This is a genomic window from Sphingomonas sp., assembly GCF_051962185.1.
GTDB lineage: Bacteria > Pseudomonadota > Alphaproteobacteria > Sphingomonadales > Sphingomonadaceae > Sphingomonas.
In genome coordinates, this window is the sequence record NZ_JBQCCN010000016.1 from 1 (window position 1) to 21,804 (window position 21,804).

The 21,804-nt window shown below is 65.5% G+C and carries 18 protein-coding genes; 12 read left to right on the forward strand and 6 right to left on the reverse strand.

Annotated elements, in window-relative coordinates:
- The 3 genes from ACTHJR_RS01145 to ACTHJR_RS01155 all read left to right on the forward strand — a co-directional run.
- Window positions 1-451 (forward strand): putative collagen-binding domain-containing protein (locus ACTHJR_RS01145; RefSeq protein WP_440521206.1); only part of this gene is annotated, 451 nt, incomplete at its 5' end.
- A gap of 19 nt (window positions 452-470) precedes the next feature.
- Complete coding sequence (locus ACTHJR_RS01150) at window positions 471-1,736, forward strand: MFS transporter (RefSeq protein WP_440521207.1); 1,266 nt, start codon at window positions 471-473, stop codon at window positions 1,734-1,736.
- 46 nt (window positions 1,737-1,782) lie between these two features.
- On the forward strand, window positions 1,783-2,511 hold the full coding sequence (locus ACTHJR_RS01155; protein WP_440521208.1) for a transcriptional regulator NanR: 729 nt from the start codon (window positions 1,783-1,785) through the stop codon (window positions 2,509-2,511).
- Window positions 2,512-2,657: 146 nt separating this feature from the next.
- Here the strand turns inward: ACTHJR_RS01155 and ACTHJR_RS01160 are convergent, their stop codons facing one another.
- The gene (locus tag ACTHJR_RS01160; RefSeq protein ID WP_440521209.1) at window positions 2,658-4,457 is read right to left on the reverse strand and encodes a hypothetical protein; all 1,800 of its coding nucleotides are present in this window, start codon (window positions 4,455-4,457) and stop codon (window positions 2,658-2,660) included.
- A gap of 100 nt (window positions 4,458-4,557) precedes the next feature.
- On the opposite strand from ACTHJR_RS01160, the gene ACTHJR_RS01165 reads away from it, so the two are divergent.
- The 3 genes from ACTHJR_RS01165 (at window position 4,558) to ACTHJR_RS01175 (ending at window position 7,917) form a co-directional block, all read left to right on the forward strand.
- Window positions 4,558-5,385, forward strand: a complete 828-nt coding sequence (locus ACTHJR_RS01165; protein WP_440521210.1) for a phosphogluconate dehydrogenase C-terminal domain-containing protein — start codon at window positions 4,558-4,560, stop codon at window positions 5,383-5,385.
- Between the two features lie 146 nt (window positions 5,386-5,531).
- Window positions 5,532-7,418 (forward strand): DUF5060 domain-containing protein, encoded by a 1,887-nt coding sequence (locus tag ACTHJR_RS01170; protein ID WP_440521211.1) that lies wholly within the window; start codon window positions 5,532-5,534, stop codon window positions 7,416-7,418.
- Between the two features lie 37 nt (window positions 7,419-7,455).
- Entirely contained in the window at window positions 7,456-7,917 is a 462-nt protein-coding gene (locus ACTHJR_RS01175) for a hypothetical protein (protein WP_440521212.1), read from the forward strand.
- A gap of 314 nt (window positions 7,918-8,231) precedes the next feature.
- Here ACTHJR_RS01175 and ACTHJR_RS01180 read toward each other — a convergent pair whose 3' ends face one another.
- The 5 genes from ACTHJR_RS01180 to ACTHJR_RS01200 form a co-directional block, all read right to left on the reverse strand.
- Entirely contained in the window at window positions 8,232-8,642 is a 411-nt protein-coding gene (locus tag ACTHJR_RS01180) for a hypothetical protein (protein WP_440521214.1), read from the reverse strand.
- A 373-nt stretch (window positions 8,643-9,015) separates the two neighbouring features.
- A complete protein-coding gene (locus ACTHJR_RS01185) occupies window positions 9,016-12,078 on the reverse strand; it encodes a TonB-dependent receptor domain-containing protein (RefSeq protein ID WP_440521215.1) in 3,063 nt (1,020 codons plus the stop codon).
- Between the two features lie 133 nt (window positions 12,079-12,211).
- Window positions 12,212-13,696 (reverse strand): FGGY family carbohydrate kinase, encoded by a 1,485-nt coding sequence (locus ACTHJR_RS01190; RefSeq protein WP_440521216.1) that lies wholly within the window; start codon window positions 13,694-13,696, stop codon window positions 12,212-12,214.
- The gene (locus ACTHJR_RS01195; RefSeq protein ID WP_440521217.1) at window positions 13,693-14,649 is read right to left on the reverse strand and encodes a transketolase family protein; all 957 of its coding nucleotides are present in this window, start codon (window positions 14,647-14,649) and stop codon (window positions 13,693-13,695) included. Before ACTHJR_RS01195 ends, ACTHJR_RS01190 begins: the two co-directional genes overlap by 4 nt.
- Window positions 14,646-15,524, reverse strand: coding sequence for a transketolase (locus ACTHJR_RS01200; RefSeq protein WP_440521218.1), 879 nt, complete (start codon window positions 15,522-15,524; stop codon window positions 14,646-14,648). The genes ACTHJR_RS01195 and ACTHJR_RS01200 overlap by 4 nt, the downstream gene beginning before the upstream one ends.
- Before the next feature lie 243 nt (window positions 15,525-15,767).
- On the opposite strand from ACTHJR_RS01200, the gene ACTHJR_RS01205 reads away from it, so the two are divergent.
- The 6 genes from ACTHJR_RS01205 to ACTHJR_RS01230 all read left to right on the forward strand — a co-directional run.
- Complete coding sequence (locus tag ACTHJR_RS01205; protein ID WP_440521219.1) at window positions 15,768-16,553, forward strand: DeoR/GlpR family DNA-binding transcription regulator; 786 nt, start codon at window positions 15,768-15,770, stop codon at window positions 16,551-16,553.
- Between the two features lie 49 nt (window positions 16,554-16,602).
- Window positions 16,603-17,583, forward strand: a complete 981-nt coding sequence (locus ACTHJR_RS01210; RefSeq protein ID WP_440521220.1) for a sugar phosphate isomerase/epimerase family protein — start codon at window positions 16,603-16,605, stop codon at window positions 17,581-17,583.
- A 39-nt stretch (window positions 17,584-17,622) separates the two neighbouring features.
- A complete protein-coding gene (gene lldD / locus ACTHJR_RS01215; RefSeq protein WP_440521221.1) occupies window positions 17,623-18,762 on the forward strand; it encodes an FMN-dependent L-lactate dehydrogenase LldD in 1,140 nt (379 codons plus the stop codon).
- A 10-nt stretch (window positions 18,763-18,772) separates the two neighbouring features.
- Window positions 18,773-19,537: an SDR family NAD(P)-dependent oxidoreductase gene (locus ACTHJR_RS01220; protein ID WP_440521222.1), complete on the forward strand. Its 765-nt coding sequence runs from the start codon at window positions 18,773-18,775 to the stop codon at window positions 19,535-19,537.
- A gap of 276 nt (window positions 19,538-19,813) precedes the next feature.
- Complete coding sequence (locus ACTHJR_RS01225) at window positions 19,814-21,307, forward strand: FAD-linked oxidase C-terminal domain-containing protein (protein WP_440521223.1); 1,494 nt, start codon at window positions 19,814-19,816, stop codon at window positions 21,305-21,307.
- 2 nt (window positions 21,308-21,309) lie between these two features.
- Window positions 21,310-21,804: FAD-binding protein (locus ACTHJR_RS01230; RefSeq protein ID WP_440521224.1), on the forward strand; the 495-nt coding region annotated here is incomplete at its 3' end.

Here is a 21,804-nt window from a genome sequence, read left to right on the forward strand (position 1 = left end):
GTACGGCGAGAACAGCGTGATGCAATTCTACACGCCGGGCGAGCAGGCCGCTTATTGGCCCAAAATCTCGTGGCAGGAGGGACTGAACGCGCCCGGTGGCGGGCAGATGCAATTCCTCGAGAAGCTGATCCTGTCGCGTCCCTATTTCGAGCGCGTGCCCGACCAGTCGCTGATCGTCGGCAACGGCGTCCGCTACGACCGCGTCGCGGCGACCCGCGGCAACAGCTACGCGATCGCCTATAGTTACACCGGCAAGCCGTTCCGCGTGCAGATGGGCAAGATCAGCGGCAAGCGCGTCCGCGCCGCGTGGTACGATCCGCGCACCGGGAAGAGCCGGGCGATCGGCACGTTCTCCAATCGCGGCAAACATTGGTTCACGCCGCCGGGCACGCCGGCGCCGGGCAACGACTGGGCGCTCGTCCTCGACGACGCATCGGCCGGGACACCCTAACGGCGAAAGGCGCAAAACGATGCGGAAGCGGTACATCGTCGTCGCCTTGCTGGCCGGATTGTCGGTCATCACTTTCCTCGACCGCATGGTGATCGCGGTCACGGGTCCGGCGATCCAGCGCGATCTCCATGTCGATCCGATCGCCTGGGGCTGGGTGCTCAGCGCCTATGTCCTGGCCTATTCGCTGTTCGAAATCCCCTCGGGCGCGCTGGGCGATCGCCACGGCTATCGCCGCGAGCTGAGCCGGATCACGATCTGGTGGTCGTTCTTCACCTTGGTCACGATGCTGTGCCGCAACGTCTGGCAGATCGCCACGGCGCGGTTCCTGTTCGGGGCGGGCGCGGCTGGCGCCTATCCCAATATTTCGGGTGTGCTCTATCGCTGGCTGCCGGCGCGCGAGCGGGCGCGTGGCCAAGGCGTGATCTGGTCGGCGAGCCGGCTCGGCGGCGCGCTCGCTCCGCTGTTGCTGGTGCCGCTCGAATTGCTGGTCGGCTGGCGCTGGGTGTTCGCGATCATGGGGCTGATCGGCTTCGCCTGGGTGATCGCGTGGCGGCGGCTGTATGTCGAACATCCCGTCGACATGCCGGGCATCGGCGCGGACGAGCTGGCCGAGATCGGCGAGGAGGAGCCCGGCCAGCATCACGGCGTCGCCTGGCGTCGGCTGTTCGCGTTGCCGCAGCTCTGGCTGATCGCGGCGGCCTATTTCTTCTATGCGTTCGGCGCCTGGTTCTTCTTCGGCTGGTTCCCCACCTGGCTGATCAAGGCCCGCGGATTCTCGACCGCGCAAATGGGCCTCTATGCCGCCATTCCGTTCATCCTCGGCGTGATCGCCAACCTGGCCGGCGGATTGCTGTGCGAATGGCTCGAGCGGCGGATCGGCGCGCGGATCGCCTATCGCCTGATCGCTGCGACCTGCCTGGCGGTCACCGCCGCGTTGATGGCGGTGATGGCCTATGTCCAGAACGGCGCAGCGGTAATCGTCCTCGCCGGCGCCAGCTTCGGGGTGATGGACCTGATGCTGCCCAGCGCCTGGGCTATGTGCATGACGATCGGCGGGCGGCTCGGCGGTACTGCGACGGCGGTGATGAACACGCTGGGCAATCTCGGCGGCTTCGTCTGCGCGGCGGCATTCGGCTACCTCGTTCAGGGCACCGGCGATTACGACCTGCCGGTCAAGGGCATCGCGGGGATGATCGCCATATCGGCCGGGCTGTTCGCACTGATCGATTGCACGCGCGGTATCGCCCAAAGCGGCGCAAGTCCCGCTATCCCCCAGACCGCCTGAGCGTTATTGAGGTGCCCCCGACGACCCCGAGAAGGCCTTTTCCAGCGTGAATTCCGAAGAGCACGATCCGATCGTCCGCCGCAAACTCTCCGACGAGGTGTTCGATCGGCTGAAGGCGATGATCGTCAGCGGCGAGCGCGGACCGGGCGAAACCTTGCCGTCCGAGCGCGAATTGATGGCGCGGTTCGGCGTCGGCCGGCCGGCGATCCGCGAAGCAATGCAGGCGCTCGCCAATCTCGGCCTGGTCACGATCAATCACGGCGAGCGCGCCAAGGTGCTCCAGCTGACCGCGCAATCGGCGATGCGGCAGCTCGATCCGATCGCGCAATTGCTGCTCTCGACCTCTCCCGAATCGCTCGAGCATCTGAAGGAAGCGCGCAGCTTCTTCGAGCGCGGCATGGTGCGGCGCGCGGCCGAGCTGGCGACCGCGGAAGACGTCGCCGATCTCCGCGCGATCCATGCCCGCCAGGCCTCGTTGGCGGGCGACGCGGCGGCGTTCATCCGCGCCGACATGCAATTCCACACCCGGCTCGCACTGATCACCGGCAATCCGATCTATGTCGCGGTCAGCAACATGATGCTCGGCTGGCTCCAGGAATATCACGCGCACATGCTGATCTGGCGCGGGCATGGCGACCAGACGCTGGCCGAACATGCCGAAGTGATCGACCGGATCGAGGCGCACGACCCCGATGGTGCCGAGCAGGCATTGGCGCGGCACCTGGCGCGGTCGAACCACCTCTACGCGCATCCCGAGGGCGCGGCGGCTAGTTAGGTCACCCCAGCGAAAGAAAGAAAAACGCCTCCCCGGCGCAGGCCGGGGCCCAGTTTCGTCGGTCTAGAGACGGCATCCCGCCGTTTCCAGTGCGTCGCGGCTGGGCCCCGGCCTTCGCCGGGGAGGCGTGATTTCGAAGGAACGGGTTAAATCGCGACCACCTCGGCTATTTCGAAAGGTTTCAACGAGAGTTCGACATTGCCAATGCGCGCGGCCTCAACACGTGCGGTAAGATTGGCGACGACCACCCTCTCCCCAGCGCTAACAGCGGCAACCTTGTCCGGCGCTGACGACCTGCAAGCACGCCGCTCCAGCCCCGCCATTCGGGCGAGCATCGCTACCGCGGTGTAAACAGGCCGAGGCCCGTTCTCCCCGATCACGCCCAACGGCCCGGTCACCGCGCCCAAGGTCAACGTATCGAGCGCCGCCCCCTCGGTGGCGGCGGCATAGCCGATCGTCCAGGCCGCGGCGAAGCGGCCGTCCTGGCGCGGATCGCACATCGCCATCGCCATTCGCTCGCGTCGCGGATTGGGCATGGTGCGCGAGCCATAGGGATTCTGCCGCATGCCGATCGTCACCGGCCCGAGCCGATAGGGTTTGTCGCCGACGATCGCGCGTGCCGAGCGCAGGATGGGCGGGATCGCCTCCAGCGATTGCATCACGCTCAGGTCGTCGGCGGCGTGGACGATCGGGCAGGTCGCATGGCTGACGAAGTCGAGCCGGTCGAGCGGCGGACGCTTGCGATTGAGCTCGGTGAAATAGGAATACATGCCGCCGCCAAGCGCCAGCCCGCGGAAGGCGCGACGCGCCGCGGCGTAGATATCGGCCAAGGGCGGACAATCGGGCCAGGCGCTGCCCGGCGGGGTCGATTGCAGGTCGGGCGCCGGGTAGATCGCGACGGCATCGAGCCTGAGGTCAGACCGCGCGACATGATCCGCGATCCTGCCCAGCTCGGCATCGAGATCGCCATCCGCGGCGATGACGCATTCCAGCGTCTTGCAGTGCGGCAAGCCTGCGACCGCGCGCGCCAGCGCCGCCATCTCCGCCCGCCCCTGCCCTGCCTGGCTCTCGAAGCTCAGCAGCAGATCCTGCACACCCGCGTCGATCAAGGTGGGGCGCCGCGCGAGCGTCGCCTCGGCTTCGGCAGGCGTCACCACCAGGCCGATGCGCGGCATCACGCCGATGGGCGCACCCATCGTGATCTCCGTCGTCCGCGACGCCGCCGGCCGTGGGCGCGACAGGGCGCCCGTCAACTCCAGCCGCACCGATTGGCGATCGATCGTCCCGGCGGGGACGACATAGGGCCAGGGCTTGGCGAGCGGCCGGACATAGGTCTTGTACGACGCGTCCGACCAATTGCGCTGATCCTCCATCTCGAACGTGTCGCCCTCGAGCCGGCAAGCGATCGTCAGCTCGCGTTGGCGATGGATCAGCGCAGCGATATCGGTGAACGGCTGCCAGGGCTCGATCAGATCGGGGAAGCGCGATTCCTCCACGCTGCCATCGCCATGCTCCACGCGCAGCGGCGCGCCCGCGAGCCCGGCGGGATGCAGCACGCAGAACCCGAGCCGTGCCGTGGTGACGTCGTCGATCGCTTCCGCTTCCACCACGACATCGAGCCCGGTCTCGCGCGCGACGATCGTCGCGGCATAGCGCAGGCGATCTCCGTCGGGACCGACGCAATCGGCGACATAGCCGATCCGCATGTCGCCATCGCGCTCGTCGATTTCGAGGTGGCGGATCGCCGGCGCCAGCGTACCCCAGTCGCGGTCGCGCACCAGATATTGGATACCGCGCAACACCTCTTCGCCGTCGACTCGGATCGCCCGGAGATCGCCGCCGACCATCTCGAACGACAGCCGGCCGACGGAAAAGGCACGCGCGGCGATGGGCGGCACGTCGGTGCCGTAGAGCGCCCGTAGCGTGTCCGTGGCCGCGTCGGTCACTTTCCCTCTCCCTGCCCCCCCGATCGCGGCATCATTTGTTGACGTTCGCCACTCATCATACCATCATACCATTATTGCAAGGACGAGAAGGATTTCCGGAATGGTAGCGATTGCGTTGTTCGGCGCGGGTGGAAAGATGGGCGCGCGGCTGTCGCGCAACCTCCAGGCCAGCGAGTACGACGTCCGCCACGTCGAGCCGGGCGAGGCCGGGCGCACGCACCTGCGCGACGAGCTCGGCATCGACTGCGTCGACGTGCCGACCGCGCTCGACAATGTCGACGTCGTCATCCTCGCGGTGCCCGACACGCATGTCGGCGCGGTCGCGCATGAGATCGCGCCGTCGCTCAAGCCGGGCACGATGGTCATGGCGCTGGATGCCGCCGCGCCGTTCGCCGGACATCTGCCGGCGCGAGCCGACCTGACCTATTTCGTCACCCATCCCTGTCATCCGCCGATCTTCAACGACGAGATCGAGCCCGCCGCGCGCGACGACCGGTTCGGCGGGCTGCATGCGCGCCAGAGCATCGTCAACGCGATGATGCAGGGGCCGGAAGAGCATTTCGCCTTGGGCGAAGCGGTCGCCAAAACGATCTGGGCGCCGATCCTGCGCTCGCATCGCGTGACGGTCGAGCAAATGGCCTTGCTCGAACCCGGCCTGTCGGAAACGGTCTGCGCCTCGCTGCTCGACACGATGCGCGAGGCGATGGACGAAGTGGTGGCACGCGGCGTGCCGGCCGAGGCGGCGCGCGATTTCCTGCTCGGGCATATGAACATCCTGGCCGCGGTCATCTTCAAGCACATACCCGGCCAATTTTCCGACGCATGCAACAAGGCGATCACCTTCGGCAAACCCACCCTGCTCCGCGACGATTGGAAGCGCGTATTCGACGCCGACGAGCTGTCCGCCAGCATCCAGCGCATCACCTGAATTTTTCGGCAGGATTCTTGTCCAAAAGGCCCCGCGTGCCATTGACTCTTTCGGCATAGTTATGATCTCATCATACCAGTCCGGATAACAGTTCGGGCGTCATCCGCCGCGGCGTGGGAAACGGCGCGGATTGCGGGGAGAGGATAATGGCACGAGCCTTTTCGAAGGCGGTCGGGACGGCGCGCGCGCGCCGTGGATCGCTGCATATCTCTACGATCGTCACGCTCGGCCTGCTGGCCGCTTTGGGAACCGGCCTGACGGTCGCCCCCGGCCTGCATGCCGCGACGGCCGGGGCCCGCGCGGCGTCGGCCGCGCGGATCGACGGCGAGCGCAAGCAATGGCACGATGTGCAGCTCACCTTCGCCGGGCCACAAACCAGCGAGACCGCCAAGGTCAATCCCTTCCTCAACTATCGCCTCAACGTGACCTTCCGCCACGGCGACAAGGTCTATGTCGTGCCCGGCTATTATGCCGCCGACGGCAATGCCGCCGAGACCAGCGCAACCAGCGGCAATCTCTGGCGGGTCGATTTCGTCCCCGACGAGATCGGCACCTGGACCTACACCGCCTCGTTCCGGACCGGACCCGACGTCGCGGTCAGCCTCGATCCCAATGCCGGCGCCGCGACCTCGTTCGACGGCGCCCGCGGCAGCTTCGCCGTCGCGCCGAGCGACAAGACCGGCGGCGACAACCGCGCCAACGGCATGCTGCGCTATGTCGGCAAGCACTTCCTGCAATATGCCGGGAGCAAGAAGTATTTCGTCATGGCTGGCACGCAGAGCCCGGAGAATTTCCTGGCCTACTACCAGTTCGACAACACCAAGGATTTCCGCGGGCAAAAGGGCCTGCCCTACCCTGACCAGCTCCACCATTACGACCCGCACGTCAGGGACTGGAAGCCCGGCGACCCGACCTGGCAGGGCGGCAAGGGCAAGGGCATCATCGGCGCGCTCAACTATCTGGCGTCGAAGGGGATGAACACCTTCTACACGTTGACGATGAACAATTACGGCGACGGCATGGATATCAATCCATGGATCGGATACGACGAGCACACGCGCTATGACGTGTCGAAGCTGGGCCAGTGGGAGATCGTGTTCTCGCACATGGATCGCCTCGGCATGCAGGTGATGATGATCACCCAGGAAGAGGAAGGCGAACAGACGCTCGGCAAGATGAGCGTCGAGCGCAAACTCTATTATCGCGAACTTATCGCGCGTTTCGCGCACCACGCCGGGATCGTCTGGGACCTGGACGAGGAAATGGACCGGTTCCGCTATTTCAATACCCAGGACATCGAGGACATCGCCAATTACATCAAGGCGCTCGATCCCTATAAGCACCCGATCCAATATGTGCAGTGGAAGGCCGAGCTGATCGACGATCAGCGCACCTACGGCCGCCTGCTCGGCTTCAAGAATTTCGATTCCACCGCGCTCCAGCACGATGCCGAGAACACCCATTCGGAAACGATCAAGTGGCTCGACAAGTCGGATGCCGCCGGTCACCCGTGGCTGGTCCATCTGATCGAGATGAACCCCGGCGTCCGCCCGGATACCGATGATTACGCGCACGACAAGGTCCGCAAACTGGCGATCTGGGGCCATTACATGGCCGGCGGAACCGGGACGATGTTCTTCTTCACCGACCCGATCGGCGATCTCAACATGGAGGATTACCGCTCGCGCGATCATTTGTTCGAGCTGATCCATTACGCGCAGGATTTCGTCGTGCGCTACCTGCCGGTGCAGGACATGCATCACGCCGACGACCTGACCCCGGCCAAGGACGATTATGTGCTGGCCAAGCCCGGCCAGGTCTATGCGGTCTATCTGCCCAAGGGCGGCAGCACGACGCTCGACCTCTCGCAGGCGGCCGGCAATTTCGAGGTCAAATGGTACAATCCGCGCGCCGGCGGCGCGCTCCAGGATGGCAGCGTGCGCACCGTCGAGGGTGGCGGCAGCCGTTCGCTCGGCAAGGCGCCGTCCGACAGCTCGAGCGACTGGGCCGTGCTGGTCCGCAAGGTCAACTGACGCCGCGCGCGGCGAACCGAAGAGATTGGATCAAGCCATGAAGAAGACCATTCTTGTGCTGGCGGCCTCGCTCTACGCCACCTGCGCTTTCGCTCAGGACAGCGGGCGGGAGAGAGAAGGCGCGGCGGCGCTCGCCGATGCCAACAGCTCCATGCTGGTCAAGATGACCAGCTCGATGAGCGCGGCGACCAGCAAGGTCGGCGACGCCGTGACCGGCGAGCTGATCGATCCGCGCGAATTGCGCGGCGCCAGGGTGGAGGGCACGATCGATCGCGCCGACCACGACATCTTGAGCTTCTCGTTCCACACGATCTGGATCGGCGACAAGAGCTACCCGATCCAGTCCAAACTGGTGTCGGTCACCAGCTCGCACGGCAAGGAAGGTCAGGACGATCTCGACCAGCGCATTCGGATCGAGGGCGCGGGGATCATCGCTTACGGCATTTCTACCAAGCTCGACGAAGGCGCGGAGGTGCGGATCACCGCCTGGAAGAAGTAGCGGGTTGCGCCGACCCACTGCGGCCGGCGCGCCACCTTGTCCTCATGTTTTTGCGTTTCGCCTTGCGTCGAACGCAGGCGAATCGAGGGTCCGTTCGGGAACGACGGGAATTGGGCCAAGGGCGGACTGGTAGTTCGCGGTGAACTCACATTGAAGCGGACCTTCGCCGGCCGTTAGAGCACCTGACTCTTAATCGGCGAGCCCAGGGTCGGCTGCGCGCGTGCGAAATGCCGATATTCGGGCGCTTAGCTGCGGTCAGTCGTCGGTCCGATATTTCACCGCGCCCGCGGGCAGCCCGATAAGCCGATGCCAGCTTACTCGCATCCTTCGATATATTCGACCGACGGCAAGCGGCCTGCGTGTATGCGCAGGACGCGCCCGTGCTCGGTATCAAATAGGATGGCAGCCTTGCCGTCGGCTGATTTGATCTCGAAGACAGGTTCATCGTCGTAGGCATTGGAATGCCATTTGCCGCGCCTGCCATAAACTCGCTTGATGTCGGCAATGGTCGAGTCAAGGCCGATACCGCCCGCCGTCCTGATTGTACTTTTTACGCCTCTTCCTTCGAGGTCGGCACGGGTGATCCGGCCATGCTCAACCATATAGCTAAGGGGTTGGTCGCGGCCTTTGACGGCCGCGATTGCGCATCCGCTTGAGTCGCTGTCGCTTGGGGATGTCATGAAAAGTTTGGCATGCAGGGTTTGCTCGGTTTGCCGCAGGGTCATTCCGACTCGAACGGGTGCGATGCCGCTAAAGCCTATTTGTTGTGCCAAGGACTCCGCCGGCATCTAAAAGGCTAACAATGTTGCGGCAAGCGCGACTCTTTTCATCGATGCCTCCAGCCAAGCGCCGAGGGGGCCTCTTGTGCCAGTTACTTTGAGAGGTCGCCAGTCGGCTTCCCGCAATAGCCGTCGATCCGCGCGCGGGTGATCCCCATGGCAACTTTCAGGGATGCGCCCAGTTCCGGCGATCGCCGAAAATGGGGCGCGCGGCGGACCGCGGACCTGTCGCCGCCGACACTATCTCCTCACAAAAAAAGGGCGGAAGAAGCAGTCGAGACTGCTTCCCCCGCCCAGCTGGGAGGAAAGGGTGAAAGGGTTACAGCTTGATACGGAAGCCGGCGTAGAAGCGGCGACCGATCGGGTCGTATTCGGTCGAGGGATTGAAGTTGCCGACGCTGCCGTAGAGCGGCGGCATCTGCACGTTGAAGGCATTCTTCGCGCCGACGTAGAATTCCCAGCGCTTCTTCACGTCGAAGCGCAGCTGCACGTCGGTGTAGACCCGCGCGCCGAGCGTGAACAAGCTCTTGGGCGGCAACGAACCATCGGCGAGCACATAGGTGGTCTGGAAGTTTTCGTAATCCAGCATCTGCTTGCCGATATACTGGTTGGTGACCGTCACCCCGAATGTGTCGTTCGACCAGTCGAGGGTCAGGACGGCCTTGTCGCGCGGATTGCCGAACTCGCCCATCGTGTTGTCGTATTTGTCGCCCTGCAGCGGCACGACGCCATTCTTCAGCAGATGGGTCCAGCTTCCCTCGAACGTGGCGGTACCGCCGAACACCGCCTGACGATAGTTCAGCGTGAAGTCGAGACCGCGCGTGAACGCGCCGCCGCTGTTGACCAGGGTCGTGAAGATCTGCTGGACCGACCCGATGCTGAACGCACCCGACGGCTGGTCGCGCCGCGTGATGAACTGGCAGAAGTCCGACACGCCCTGCACGTAGCACTTGTTGAGGATGGTCGTCGTCGACAAGCGGCTGATCGCGCCCTGCAGCTGGATATCGAAATAGTCAGCCGTGAACGTCAGGTTGCGAAGGGCGTTGATCGACCGCGGGTTGATCACGACGCCGGCGGTGAAGGTTTTGCCCGTCTCCTGCTTGATGTTCGGGTTGCTGCCCGACACGCTGCCGACACCGCTCTGGTCCGACGGCGTCAGGGTGAACTTGCCGTTGGCGTTGATGTTGGCGACGATCGACGGGTTGGCTAGGCAGTTGGCCGCCGTCGTCCCGGTCGAGGCGAGCGTGATGCCCTGACAGGGATCGGTGATCGTCGTGATGCCCGACGATGCCGCCGCGAACAATTCGCCGATATTCGGCGCACGCACCGCATGCGCGTACACCGCCCGGAACCGGATGTCAGAGGTCGGCGCCCATTCGCCCCCGACGTTCCACGCCGAGAAGCTGCCGACGGTCGAATAGTCGGACAGGCGATACGCGCCGCGCAGGGTCAGCGCCTTGAAGAACGGCAGGTCGGCCAGGATCGGCGCGACCACTTCGCCATAAGCTTCCTTGACGTTGAACGAACCCTGCGTGTTCAGTTCCTGAACGTAGCCGTTCTTCGCCTGGTTGCTCAGCGGATCGAAGATGTCGCGGCTCGACTCGGTCCGATATTCCGCCCCGACCGAGATCTGCAGCGGACCATAAGGCAGCCTGATCAGATTGCCGCCGAGGTTGAGCGAACCGACCTGCATTTCCTGCTTGGAGTCGCGCACCAGGTTGGTCTGGAGGTATTTCGCCGCCGCCGCCGAGATTTTCGACGAGCCGTCCGGGTTCAGGCCATAGACGTCGACCGGGACGCACCCAGCGGCGCGCGCGTTAGCGTCGACGCAGACCGCTTCGGTGGTGTTGCCGTCATGATCATAGTCGAAGATGTCGGGCATCGCCTGGAGCGCGTTGGCGAGATTGTAGAGGTTCGCCAGCCCGGTCATTTCCTGGTGCTGCTTGGTGTAGCTGTACTGGTAATAGCCATCCAGGCTCCAGCTGCCGCCCAGGTCCCAGGATCCGCCGGCGGCGATCCGGAAATTGTCGCGCTCGGTCGGCGTCTTGCGCGACCCGAACGCGGTCGTGCGAATGAGCATGCTCAGGTCCTTCGACCCGATCGCGTCATTGGTCGAGCGGTCGGTGGCGGCATTGAAGACCGCGGTCGGCACCAACGGGTTGTTGACGATCACCGTCTGGCCGTTGGCCGGATTCACCACCGCATATTGGATCGGATAGAAACCGCCGGTCCCCGGGAAGGCACCCAATGCGCTGTCCGTGCGCATCGGCGAAGCTTCGCGCTCGCCATTGGTGCGCACGTTCACATAGGTCGTCTCGAGGAAGACGTTGACCTTGTCGGTCACGTCGAAATTGGTGCGCTGGGCGAAGGTCAGCCGCTTCGACGGCGGCGCGATCTGGCCGTATTGCGCGGCGTTGAAGCCGTCGGTTGCGGCGTTGTAGCTATGGAACGAACCGTCCGGGCTGATGATCTGGTTCGACTTCGAGCCGATCACGAACGCACCCGCCGGGCCGACGCTCGACGGCACATAGGCGCGCTTGAACAGATCCTGCGCCGCTTTGAGGTTGAGGTCGGATTTGCCGGCGACGCGTTCGGTCGTGCCCAGGCTCAACGCCGAGATGCGGCTGAAATCGCGATCCGCCGCGAAAACCGCGCTCGCCTGGTTCCAGCCGACATAGGCCATCACGTTACCGCGACCGTCTGCGAAGTTGGACCCGAACGTGACGTTGGCGTCGAGTTCGTGGTCGTCACCCTTTTCCGAGACGCCGTCCTGCACGTTGAGCTGAAGTCCTTCGAACTTCTTCTTGTAGATGAAGTTGACCACGCCCGCGATCGCGTCCGATCCGTAGACCGCGGAGGCGCCGCCGGTCAGCACGTCGACGCGGTCGACGAACGACGGCGGGATCATCGACACGTCGACCTGCGCGGTGCCGGGAACGCCCGCCACGGTGCGCCGGCCGTCGATCAGCACCAGCGTGCGATCCGGACCGAGGTTGCGAAGGTTGATGGTTGCGAGGCCGGGATCGGTATCGTTCCCGGTCGTGTTCCGGCTCTTGCCCGGGATGCCGACCGCGGGATTGATCTGCAGGATATCCTGGACGTTGGTCGTGCCCTGCTTCTGCAGGTCTTCGCTGGTGATCACCTGCAGCGGCGACGGCGAGGTCAGCGTCGGGCTCTTGATGCGGCTGCCGGTGACCACGATCTCGGCCGGCTGCTGGCTATTGTCCTGGGGAACGTCGGCGGTCGGCGCGGGCGCCGGAGCCGGCGTCTCTTGAGCGAATGCCGGGACCGCAATCATGGTCATCAGGCTGGCGCCGCCGAGCAGCATGCCCTGCGAGATCCTGCTGACGCGTCCCTTCCGTGCTTCAAAGTCTTTCATCATCCCTACTCCCTGTCCTCTGGAACTCATGTTCTCGAGCTTGTCGCCCTGACCGGGGCGATTCTTGTACGCTCATCATACCATCATATGATCATACTATTTGCAAGAGGCAAAGCGGCTCCCGCGATCGTCACGATCACCTCTCCCCGGTCGCTATGCGGATCGCGTCGCGGACCGCGGCGCGCCATTGCGTCCTCGCGGCGTCGCGCGCAGCAGCCGACAAGGCCGGAGCGAAGCGCTCCGCAACCGTCGCATCGACCTGTCCCGCGGCGATGCCCAGCGCCTCGCGCGCCAGCCGCGCGACACCCAGCGCGCTGGCTTCGGCGAGCGCCGGCCGCGCGATCGCGCGACCCGACAGATCGGCGAGCAATTGCATCAGCAGTGCGTTGCGCGAGGCGCCGCCATCGACCGACAATTCGGCCAAAGGAGCGCCGAGATCGGCATCGAGCGCCTCCAGCACATCGACGATCTGATGCGCGATCGCCTCCAGCGTGGCGCGCGCGACATGCGCCGGCGTACTGGCCAGCGACAGGCCGGTGATCGTGCCGCGCGCCTCGCTCGACCAGTGCGGCGCGCCCAGGCCGGCGAGCGCGGGAACGAAGATCACGCCGCCGCTGTCGGCGACCGACCCGGCCAGCCGCGTCAGCGCTTCCTCGTCCTCGACGCCCAGCAGCGTCGTCGCGAAAGCCGCCGCATGGCCGGAGACCAGGATATTGCCCTCGAGCGCATATTGGACGCCGCCGTTGCGCGCCCAGGCGATCGTGCTCGACAGGCCACGCGTCGAGCGCGGCCGCGTATCGGTCGCGGCCATCAGCGAGCTGCCGGTGCCGATCGTCGCCTTCACGCGCCCCGGCCCGGCGGCGGCATGCTCGAACAAGGCGGCATGGCTATCGCCCATCACCGCATGGATCGGAGTGCCTTCGTTGAGCGCGGTCAGCCCCGGCGCGACGGTGCCGAACAGGCTGTCCGACGGCATGACTTGCGGCAACAGGCTGAGCGGCACGTCGAACAACCGCGCCAGTTCGGAATCCCATTGCAGCGTGTCGAGGTTGAACAGCTGGGTGCGCGAGGCATTGCTGTAATCGGTCGCGTGCAGCGCGCCGCCGGTCAGGTTCCACAGCAGCCAGCTATCGATCGTGCCGCAGCGCAGCTCGCCCGCCTCGGCCCGCCGGCGTGCATCAGGAATCGCGTCAAGCAGCCAGGCGATCTTGGCCGCGGGAAACAGGGGATCGAGCCCCAGCCCGCTCCGCACCATGATCTCCGCCTCGTGGCCGCCCGCGCGCAATGCTGCGCAGCGATCGGCCGAGCGGCGGCATTGCCAGATCACCGCCGGGCCGACGGGTTTGCCGGTCGCGGCATCCCACAGCACGATGGTCTCGCGCTGGTTGGAGATCGCGACCGCTGCGATCGCCGCCGGGTCGCTCGCTGCCGCCAGCTCCGCGATCAACGCCGCGACGCCTTCCCAGATATCGGCCGCCGATTGCTCGGCCCAGCCCGAGCGCGGATAGTCGACCCGCATCTGCCGCGCGCGCGACAGGCGTACCGAGCCATCGGGCGCGACGAGCAACGCCTTGGTGTTGGTCGTACCCTGGTCGATCGCGAGGATAAGCGGGTCGCTCATTTCTTCCTCGTCACCACCTCTCTGGCCGCTACCGCGATACCTTCGGCGGTCAGCCCGAAATGGTTCATCAGCCAGGTCGCCGATCCGGTCGGCGCAAAGCCCGGGAAGCCCAGCATGCGCATCGGCACCGGATGGTGGAGCGCGCATTGCTCGGCCACCGCGCCGCCCAGCCCGCCGGTGGCGAGCCCTTCCTCGGCGGTGACGATGGCGCCGGTCGCGGCCGCTGCGGCGATCGCGTCGCGGTCGAGCGGCGAGATCGTCGCCATGTTGATGACGCGCGCGTCGATCCCCTCGTCGGCCAGTTCCTGCGCGGCGTCGAGCGCGCGATAGACCAGGGTACCGTTGGTGATGATGGCGACGTCGCCGCCATCGCGCAGCGTCTCCGCGCGCCCGATCGCGAAGCTCGCCCCGCGCGGCCGCTCGATCGCGGGTACCAGCATGCGGCTGATCCGGACGAACGCCGGGCCGTCGAGCGCGGCGACCGCCTTGATCGCCTCGGCGGTTTCCCAGGGATCGCAGGGCACGATGATCGTCAGCTTGTCGATCGCGCGGAGCCACGCCACGTCCTCGATGCTGTGATGCGTCGCGCCGAGCTCGCCATAGGCGACCCCGCTCGAAATGCCGCACAATTTGACGTTGGCCTGGCTGTAGGCGCAATCGACCTTGATCTGCTCCATCGCGCGTGCGGTCAGGAAACAGGCGGCACCGCTGACGAACGGGATCTTGCCGCCATTCGCGAGTCCGGCACCGACGCCGACCATGTTCTGTTCGGCGATGCCGACGTTGATCAGCCGGTCGGGAAAGCGCTCGCGAAACTTGCCGAGCTTGGACGAGCCGACCGAATCGTTGGCGACGGCGACGATGCGATCGTCGGCATCGGCCAATTCCTCGAGCGTGCGGACATAAGCGTCACGGCAATCGAACAGGCCGGGAATGTTGGCAGGCGCGTTCACTTCGCCATCTCCGCTTCGAGCTCGGCGATCGCCTGGGCATATTGCTCGGCATTGGGCACGCCATGATGCCAATTGGCCTGGTCGCGCATATAGCTGACGCCGTTGCCCTTGAAGGTATGCGCGATCACGACCAGCGGCTTGTCGCGCGGCTGAACGGCCGCGTCGAACGTGGTGAGCAAGGCGGCGGCGTCATGGCCGTCGACCTCGGCCACGTCCCAGCCGAACGCGCGCCATTTGTCGGCGAGCGGTTCGAGGCCGTTGGTGTCCTCGGTCCTCGCGCCTTGCTGCAAGCGATTGCGGTCGACGATCACCGTCAGATTGCCGAGCTTGCGTTGGCCGGCGAACATCGCGGCTTCCCACATGCTCCCTTCCTGCAACTCGCCGTCGCCGGTCAGCACGAACACGCGATAACCGGCCCGATCGATCTGTCCCGCCACCGCGATGCCGACGCCGACCGGAAAGCCATGGCCGAGCGGCCCGGTATTGGTTTCGACCCCCGGCAGATAGATGCGATTGGGATGGCCGTTGAGCCGCGACAGAGGCTCCATATAGGTATCGAGCTCGGCCTCGGGAAAGAAACCCGACCCGGCCAGCGCGGTATAGAGCGCACCGGTGCAGTGCCCCTTGGACAGGATGAAGCGGTCGCGATCGGGCGCGTCTGGCGCTGCGCTATCGATGCGCAAGATATCGAAATAGAGCGCGGCGACAATGTCGCTCGCCGACAGGTCCCCGCCGGGATGCCCCTGACCGGCCTTGACGATCATGCCGAGCAGTCGCCGACGCATCCAATTGGCGCGTTCGCGGACGTGCGTGGCACGAGCTTCGATCGTATGGAGGTCCGCATCGGATGGCCGACGCGCGCCCTGCTGTTCCATTGCATCCCCTCTGGTTGGGAGGTTGATATACGTGAGTCGAAAAGAACACAAGCCATTTGCTTACGTTTGCTTTCGTTTCCAAGCGACTTTTGCGCGAGGATTGACAGAAAGCGAAGATCAAACCTATGAAACCCGTAACTTAAGCTGGCCGCTCCGCCGATCGTGGAAGCGCGGCGCGGCGATGGGCTTGCCGGCGCGGCGCGGATCGTCGCGGCGCCAGGCGCAACGGCTGGGAGGGGCGCGATGAACGGTGGCTCGCGAGCGCGGCTCTTGGGAGAGACGCGGCGTGCCAAGATCCTCGAATGGCTCCAGGAGGAAGGCAGCGCGCGTGTGCGGGCGCTGGCCGAAGCGTTCGAGGTTTCCGAAGTGACGATGCGCCAGGATCTCGAGAAGCTCGAGGCCGACGGCCATATCGTCCGCGAGCATGGCGGCGCGTTCCTCAAGTCGGTCACGCAGCAAGTGCGTTCGATGGCGCTGCAGCATCACGACAATATGGACGCCAAACGGCGCATCGGCAGCGTCGCCGCGGCGCTGGCCAACGATGGCGAGACGATCATCCTCGATTCGGGCTCGACGACGACCGAAGTCGCGGCACAGCTGACAGGCAAGCGCGACATGACGGTCATCACCAACGCGCTCAACATCGCGCTGATGCTGGGCGCCGAAGCCGGGTTCGAGGTCCATATGTCGGGCGGGCATTTCAAGGCCCCTACCCTGTCGCTGTCGGGCGAGCGCTCGGCCGATTATTTCCGCGGCCTGTTCGTGCAGAAATTGTTCCTGGCGACCGCGGCGATCGATCTGGAGGCCGGGCTCACCTACCCGGCCCTATCCGACATCGCGGTCAAGCGGGCGATGATCGACGCCGCGCAAACCGTCATCCTGGTCGCGGATTCGAGCAAGATCGGGCGGCGCTCCTTCACCTCGCTCGGCGGGCTGGAGCTGATCCACACATTGGTCACCGATGACGGCATCCGCGCCGAGGATCGGGCAGCGATCGAGGCGGCGGGCGTGGAAGTGCTGATCGCCTGAGCATCGGCGATTTCGTAAATATTCGAAACCAGGGAATGAGGATCGAAACGTGAGCAACCAACGCTATGGCGCCGGCATCTGGCACTTCGCGACCTATGTCGATCGGTATGCGACGGACGGCTATGGCGCGCCGCGCTCGCTGATCGAAATGATCGATCTCGCGGGACAGGTCGACGATCTGTCGGTGGTCGACATCAACTACCCCTTCCCCGGCGGCGAGACCTCGTTCGAGAAGGTCGAGGAAGCGCTGAAGCGCAACAAGCTCGAAGTGATCGGCATCACGCCCGAAATCTACACGCGGCAATTCGCCAAGGGTGCCTTCACCAATCCCGATCCGGGTATCCGCAAGCTCGCCAACGAAATGGTCAACGACGCCGCCAACGTCGTCCGCCGTTTCGGCGCCAGCTATGTGAAACTGTGGCCGGGCCAGGACGGCTGGGACTATCCGTTCCAGGTCGACCACAGGAAATTGTGGCAGGCGAGCGTCGAGGGCATCGCCGAACTCGCGACGCAAAATCCCGACCTCCAATTCGTGATCGAATACAAGCCGCGCGAGCCGCGCGTGCACATGAGCTATGACAGCATGGCGCGCACTTTGCTCGGGATCGAGAAGATGGGTGTGCCCAACGTCGGCATCCTGCTCGATTTCGGTCATTCGCTCTACGGCGGCGAAAGCCCCGCCGACGCCGCGCAGCTCGCGATCGACCATGGCCGGCTGTTCGGCATGGACGTGAACGACAATTTCCGCAGCTGGGATGACGATTTGATGGCCGGGTCGGTGCACCCGATCGAGCTGTTCGAATTCTTCTACACGCTGCGCAAGAACAAGTGGGAAGGCGTGTGGCAGCTCGACCAATTTCCGTTCCGCGAGGACAGCGTGGAGGTCGCCAATGGGGCGATCGGCTTCCTCAAGGGGATCGAGCGCGCACTCGACAAGCTCGATTTCGAGGCGATGCAGGCAGCGCAGGACCGACATGACGCAGTGACCGCGCTCAAGCTCGCACGCGAGGCATTGTTCACCTCATATTGATGGGGTGACGGCGCCGCGCTTCGCCGCTAGGGAAATAATATGATTATTTCATCAGCCACCGACTTTCGAGAGGCGGCGCGGCGCCGGCTGCCGCGCTTCCTGTTCGATTATGCCGATGGCGGTGCCTATGCCGAGGAAACGCTGCGCCGCAACGTCAGCGACCTGGCCGGCATCGCGCTGCGCCAGCGTGTGCTCAAGGACGTGGCGACGATCGATCTGAGAACGACACTGTTGGGTCGCGACATGGCGCTGCCGGTGGCGCTTGGGCCGGTCGGGATCAGCGGCATGTATGCGCGCCGCGGCGAACTCCAGGCGGCGCGCGCGGCGCGCGGCGCGGGCGTCCCGATGTGCCTGTCGACCGTCTCGATCTGCTCGATCGAGGAGGTCGGGCAAGTGGCCGACCCCTTCTGGTTCCAGCTCTATGTGATCCGCGACCGCGCCTTCATGAAGGACCTGATCGCGCGCGCCAAGGCGGCGGGGGCGAAGGCGATGGTGTTCACCGTCGACATGCCAGTACCTGGCGCGCGCTATCGCGATGCCCATTCGGGCATGTCCGGACCCAACGCCCCGCTGCGCCGCGTATTGCAAGCGATGGGCAAGCCGGCCTGGTCGTGGGACGTCGGGCTGCGCGGCCGACCGCATACGCTCGGCAACCTGCTGCCGGTGCTCGGCAAGGATAGCGGGCTCAACGATTATATGGGCTGGCTCGGCGCCAATTTCGATCCCTCGATCCAGTGGCGCGATCTCGAGTGGATCCGCGCCGAATGGGACGGACCGCTGATCATCAAGGGCATTCTCGATCCTGAGGATGCGCGCGAGGCGGCGGCGATCGGCGCTGACGGCATCGTCGTCTCCAATCATGGCGGACGCCAACTCGACGGCGTGCTGTCGAGCGCGCGCGCCTTGCCGGCGATCGCCGATGCGGTCGGCGATGCGCTGACCGTGCTCGCCGACGGCGGCGTGCGCAATGGGCTCGACGTGGTGCGGATGCTGGCACTGGGCGCGAAGGGCGTGCTGCTCGGGCGCGCCTGGGTCTATGCGTTGGCGGCGCAGGGCGAGGCCGGCGTCGCCAAATTGCTCGAGCTGATCGCGAAGGAAATGACGGTCGCGATGACCCTGACGGGGGTCAACCGGATCGATGCGATCGACCGGTCGATCCTGGCCGAACCGGTAAAATAAGAGGATTGGGATGAAGCTTCTCGAAGGCAAGACGGTGCTGGTCACCGGCGGATCGACCGGCATCGGCCGCGCGGCGGCGATCGGTGCGGCGCAGCATGGCGCGAATGTCGCGATCAATTACGCGTCGAGCGACGACAAGGCGCAGTCGTGCGTGGCCGAGATCGAGGCGCTCGGGCAACGCGGCATCGCGATCAAGGGCGACGTCGCCCTCCCCGAGACCGCGACCGATTTCGTCGCGCGCTCGGTCGCCGAGTTCGGCCATGTCGACGTGATGGTGTCGAACGCCGGTATCTGCCCGTTCCACGCTTTTCTCGACATGCCCGTCGAAACCGTCGAGCGCACTTTCCGCGTCAACCTGCACGGCGCCTATTTCATGGTCCAGGCCGCCGCCAACCAGATGGTCAAGCAAGGCGATGGCGGCGCGATCGTCGCGGTGTCGTCGATCTCGGCGCTGGTCGGGGGCGAGTTCCAGACGCATTACACCCCGACCAAGGCCGGCGTGCATTCGCTGATGCAATCGGCCGCGATCGCGCTCGGCAAGCATGGGATCCGCTGCAATTCGGTGCTGCCGGGGACGATCCTGACCGAGATCAACAAGGACGACCTCGCCGACGCGGAAAAGCGCAAATACATGGAGGAACGCACACCGCTCGGCCGGCTCGGCATGCCCGAGGATCTCGCCGGGCCGATCGTGTTCCTGGCGTCCGACATGGCGGCCTATGTCACCGGCGCGGCGCTGCTGGTCGATGGCGGCATGTACGTGAACCTGCAATAGAAGAGGCTGCAAACCCGCTACAAAAGAGGAACCAGACAGCCAAGTACCGGCTGCTGTGGGAGGCGGTCTACGCAGAAAGGGGCTCGTCCCCCGGTAAAGTGCGCCGACGCGCCACAGCGCCCGGACATGGCTGCCGCGAAGCGGTGGGACGAAAAAGGCCGCTGGAGCGGTCGGACGCTTGCCAGATAGACACCGCTATCTGGCTGCGCCCCCTCTCTCCCAGCAGCCTTTTTCCTCTCCATCTCGACCTCATTAGTAGCGGGTTTGCAGCCTAACATGTCGATCAAGATGCCCGCCCCCGACGCAACGGTGCTCGCGCGCCGCGGGGAGATCGTCGCCGCGATGCGCGCGATCGTGCCGGGCGAAGGCGTGATCGACCGTCCCGACGAATTGCGTCCCTATGAATCCGACGCGCTGACCGCCTATCGCCAGCCGCCGATGGTGGTAGTGCTGCCCGAGACCACCGAACAGGTCGCCGCGATCCTGCGCTGGTGCCATGCCAATCGCGTCAAGGTCGTGCCGCGCGGCGCCGGCACCTCGCTGTCGGGCGGCGCGCTGCCGCTGGCCGATGGCGTGCTGCTCGGCATGGCGCGGTTCAACCGCATCCTCGAGATCGACTATGCCGACCGGCTGGCGGTGGTGCAGCCGGGCGTCACCAACCTCGCGATCACCCGCGCGGTCGAGGACGAGGGCTTCTATTACGCGCCCGACCCGTCGAGCCAGATCGCCTGCACGATCGGCGGCAATGTCGCGGAGAATTCGGGCGGCGTGCATTGCCTGAAATACGGCCTCACCACCAACAACGTGCTCGGCGTCGAATTCGTCACGATCGAGGGCGAAGTGCTGCGGGTCGGCGGGCGCGGGCTGGAGCCGGCAGGGCTCGACCTGCTCGGGTTGATCGTCGGGTCGGAAGGGCTGCTCGGTGTGGTCACCGAAGTGACGGTGCGCCTCCTGCCGCGGCCCGAGACGGCGCGCGCGCTGTTGATCGGCTTTCCGGAGGTCGAAGGCGCCGGGCGCTGCGTCGCCGACGTGATCGCGGCGGGGATCATCCCGGCGGGCATGGAGATGATGGACAAGCCCGCGGTCCATGCCGCCGAGGCGTTCGTCCAGGTCGGCTATCCTCTCGATGTCGAGGCGCTGTTGATCGTCGAGCTCGACGGTCCCGCTGCTGAATGCAGCCATTTGCTCGAAGAGGTCGAGAAAATCGCGCGCGCCAATGGCGCGGTCTCGATCCGCATTTCGACCGACGATGAAGAGCGGACCGCCTTCTGGGCCGGGCGCAAGGCGGCCTTCCCCGCCGCGGGCCGGCTGGCGCCCGATTATCTCTGCATGGACGGCACGATCCCGCGCCGCCGCCTGCCCGACGTGCTGACGCGGATGCGCGCGCTGTCGGATCATTATGGGCTGGGCGTGATCAACGTGTTCCATGCCGGCGACGGTAATCTCCACCCGCTGATCCTCTACGATGCCAACAAGCCTGGCGAGCTGGAGCAGGCGGAAGCGTTCGGCGCCGATATCCTGAGATTGTGCGTCGAGGTCGGCGGCGTGCTGACCGGCGAGCATGGCGTCGGGGTCGAAAAGCGCGATCTGATGCCGGTGATGTTCTCCCCCGTCGATCTCGCGCAGCAGCAGCGCGTCAAATGCGCGTTCGACCCCGAATTGCTGCTCAATCCCGGCAAGATGTTCCCCGAACTGCATCGCTGCGCCGAGCTCGGCCGGATGCACGTGCATCGCGGCGCATTGCCCTTCCCCGATCTGCCGCGTTTCTGACCATGGCCGATGCGATCCGCCCCGACAGCGCCGATGCGCTCGCCACGATCATCGCCGATGCGGCAGCCGACGGCACGCGGCTGCGGCTGCGCGGCGGCGGCAGCAAGGGCGCGATCGGCGCGCCGACGCCCGAGGCGCGGATCGTCGACATGCGCGGCTTTGCCGGCGTCGTCGATTACGACCCGCCCGAGCTGGTGCTGACGGTGAAGGCGGGTACGCCGCTCGCCGAGGTCCAGGCACTGGTCGCCGACAAGGGCCAGATGCTGGCGTTCGACCCGTTCGACCATGGAGCGATGCTCGGCGGCGCGGACGGCGAGGCGACGATCGGCGGAATCGTCGCCGCCGGCGTCTCCGGGCCGACCCGTCTGAGCCGCGGGGCGGCGCGCGATCATCTGCTCGGATTCGAGGGCGTGTCGGGCCGCGGCGAGCGCTTCGTCGCGGGCGCCAAGGTGGTCAAGAACGTCACCGGTTACGACCTGTCCAAGCTCGTCGCCGGA

What these genes read in the sequence shown, in the direction of transcription:
- ACTHJR_RS01185 (WP_440521215.1), bottom strand. Translation starts at nt 12,078, where the DNA reads ATGATGAAAGACTTTGAAGCACGGAAGGGACGCGTCAGCAGGATCTCG.
- ACTHJR_RS01190 (WP_440521216.1), bottom strand. Translation starts at nt 13,696, where the DNA reads ATGAGCGACCCGCTTATCCTCGCGATCGACCAGGGTACGACCAACACC.
- ACTHJR_RS01170 (WP_440521211.1), top strand. Translation starts at nt 5,532, where the DNA reads ATGGCACGAGCCTTTTCGAAGGCGGTCGGGACGGCGCGCGCGCGCCGT.
- ACTHJR_RS01225 (WP_440521223.1), top strand. Translation starts at nt 19,814, where the DNA reads ATGTCGATCAAGATGCCCGCCCCCGACGCAACGGTGCTCGCGCGCCGC.
- ACTHJR_RS01150 (WP_440521207.1), top strand. Translation starts at nt 471, where the DNA reads ATGCGGAAGCGGTACATCGTCGTCGCCTTGCTGGCCGGATTGTCGGTC.
- ACTHJR_RS01175 (WP_440521212.1), top strand. Translation starts at nt 7,456, where the DNA reads ATGAAGAAGACCATTCTTGTGCTGGCGGCCTCGCTCTACGCCACCTGC.
- ACTHJR_RS01200 (WP_440521218.1), bottom strand. Translation starts at nt 15,524, where the DNA reads ATGGAACAGCAGGGCGCGCGTCGGCCATCCGATGCGGACCTCCATACG.
- ACTHJR_RS01180 (WP_440521214.1), bottom strand. Translation starts at nt 8,642, where the DNA reads ATGACCCTGCGGCAAACCGAGCAAACCCTGCATGCCAAACTTTTCATG.
- ACTHJR_RS01165 (WP_440521210.1), top strand. Translation starts at nt 4,558, where the DNA reads ATGGTAGCGATTGCGTTGTTCGGCGCGGGTGGAAAGATGGGCGCGCGG.
- ACTHJR_RS01205 (WP_440521219.1), top strand. Translation starts at nt 15,768, where the DNA reads ATGAACGGTGGCTCGCGAGCGCGGCTCTTGGGAGAGACGCGGCGTGCC.
- ACTHJR_RS01220 (WP_440521222.1), top strand. Translation starts at nt 18,773, where the DNA reads ATGAAGCTTCTCGAAGGCAAGACGGTGCTGGTCACCGGCGGATCGACC.
- lldD (WP_440521221.1), top strand. Translation starts at nt 17,623, where the DNA reads ATGATTATTTCATCAGCCACCGACTTTCGAGAGGCGGCGCGGCGCCGG.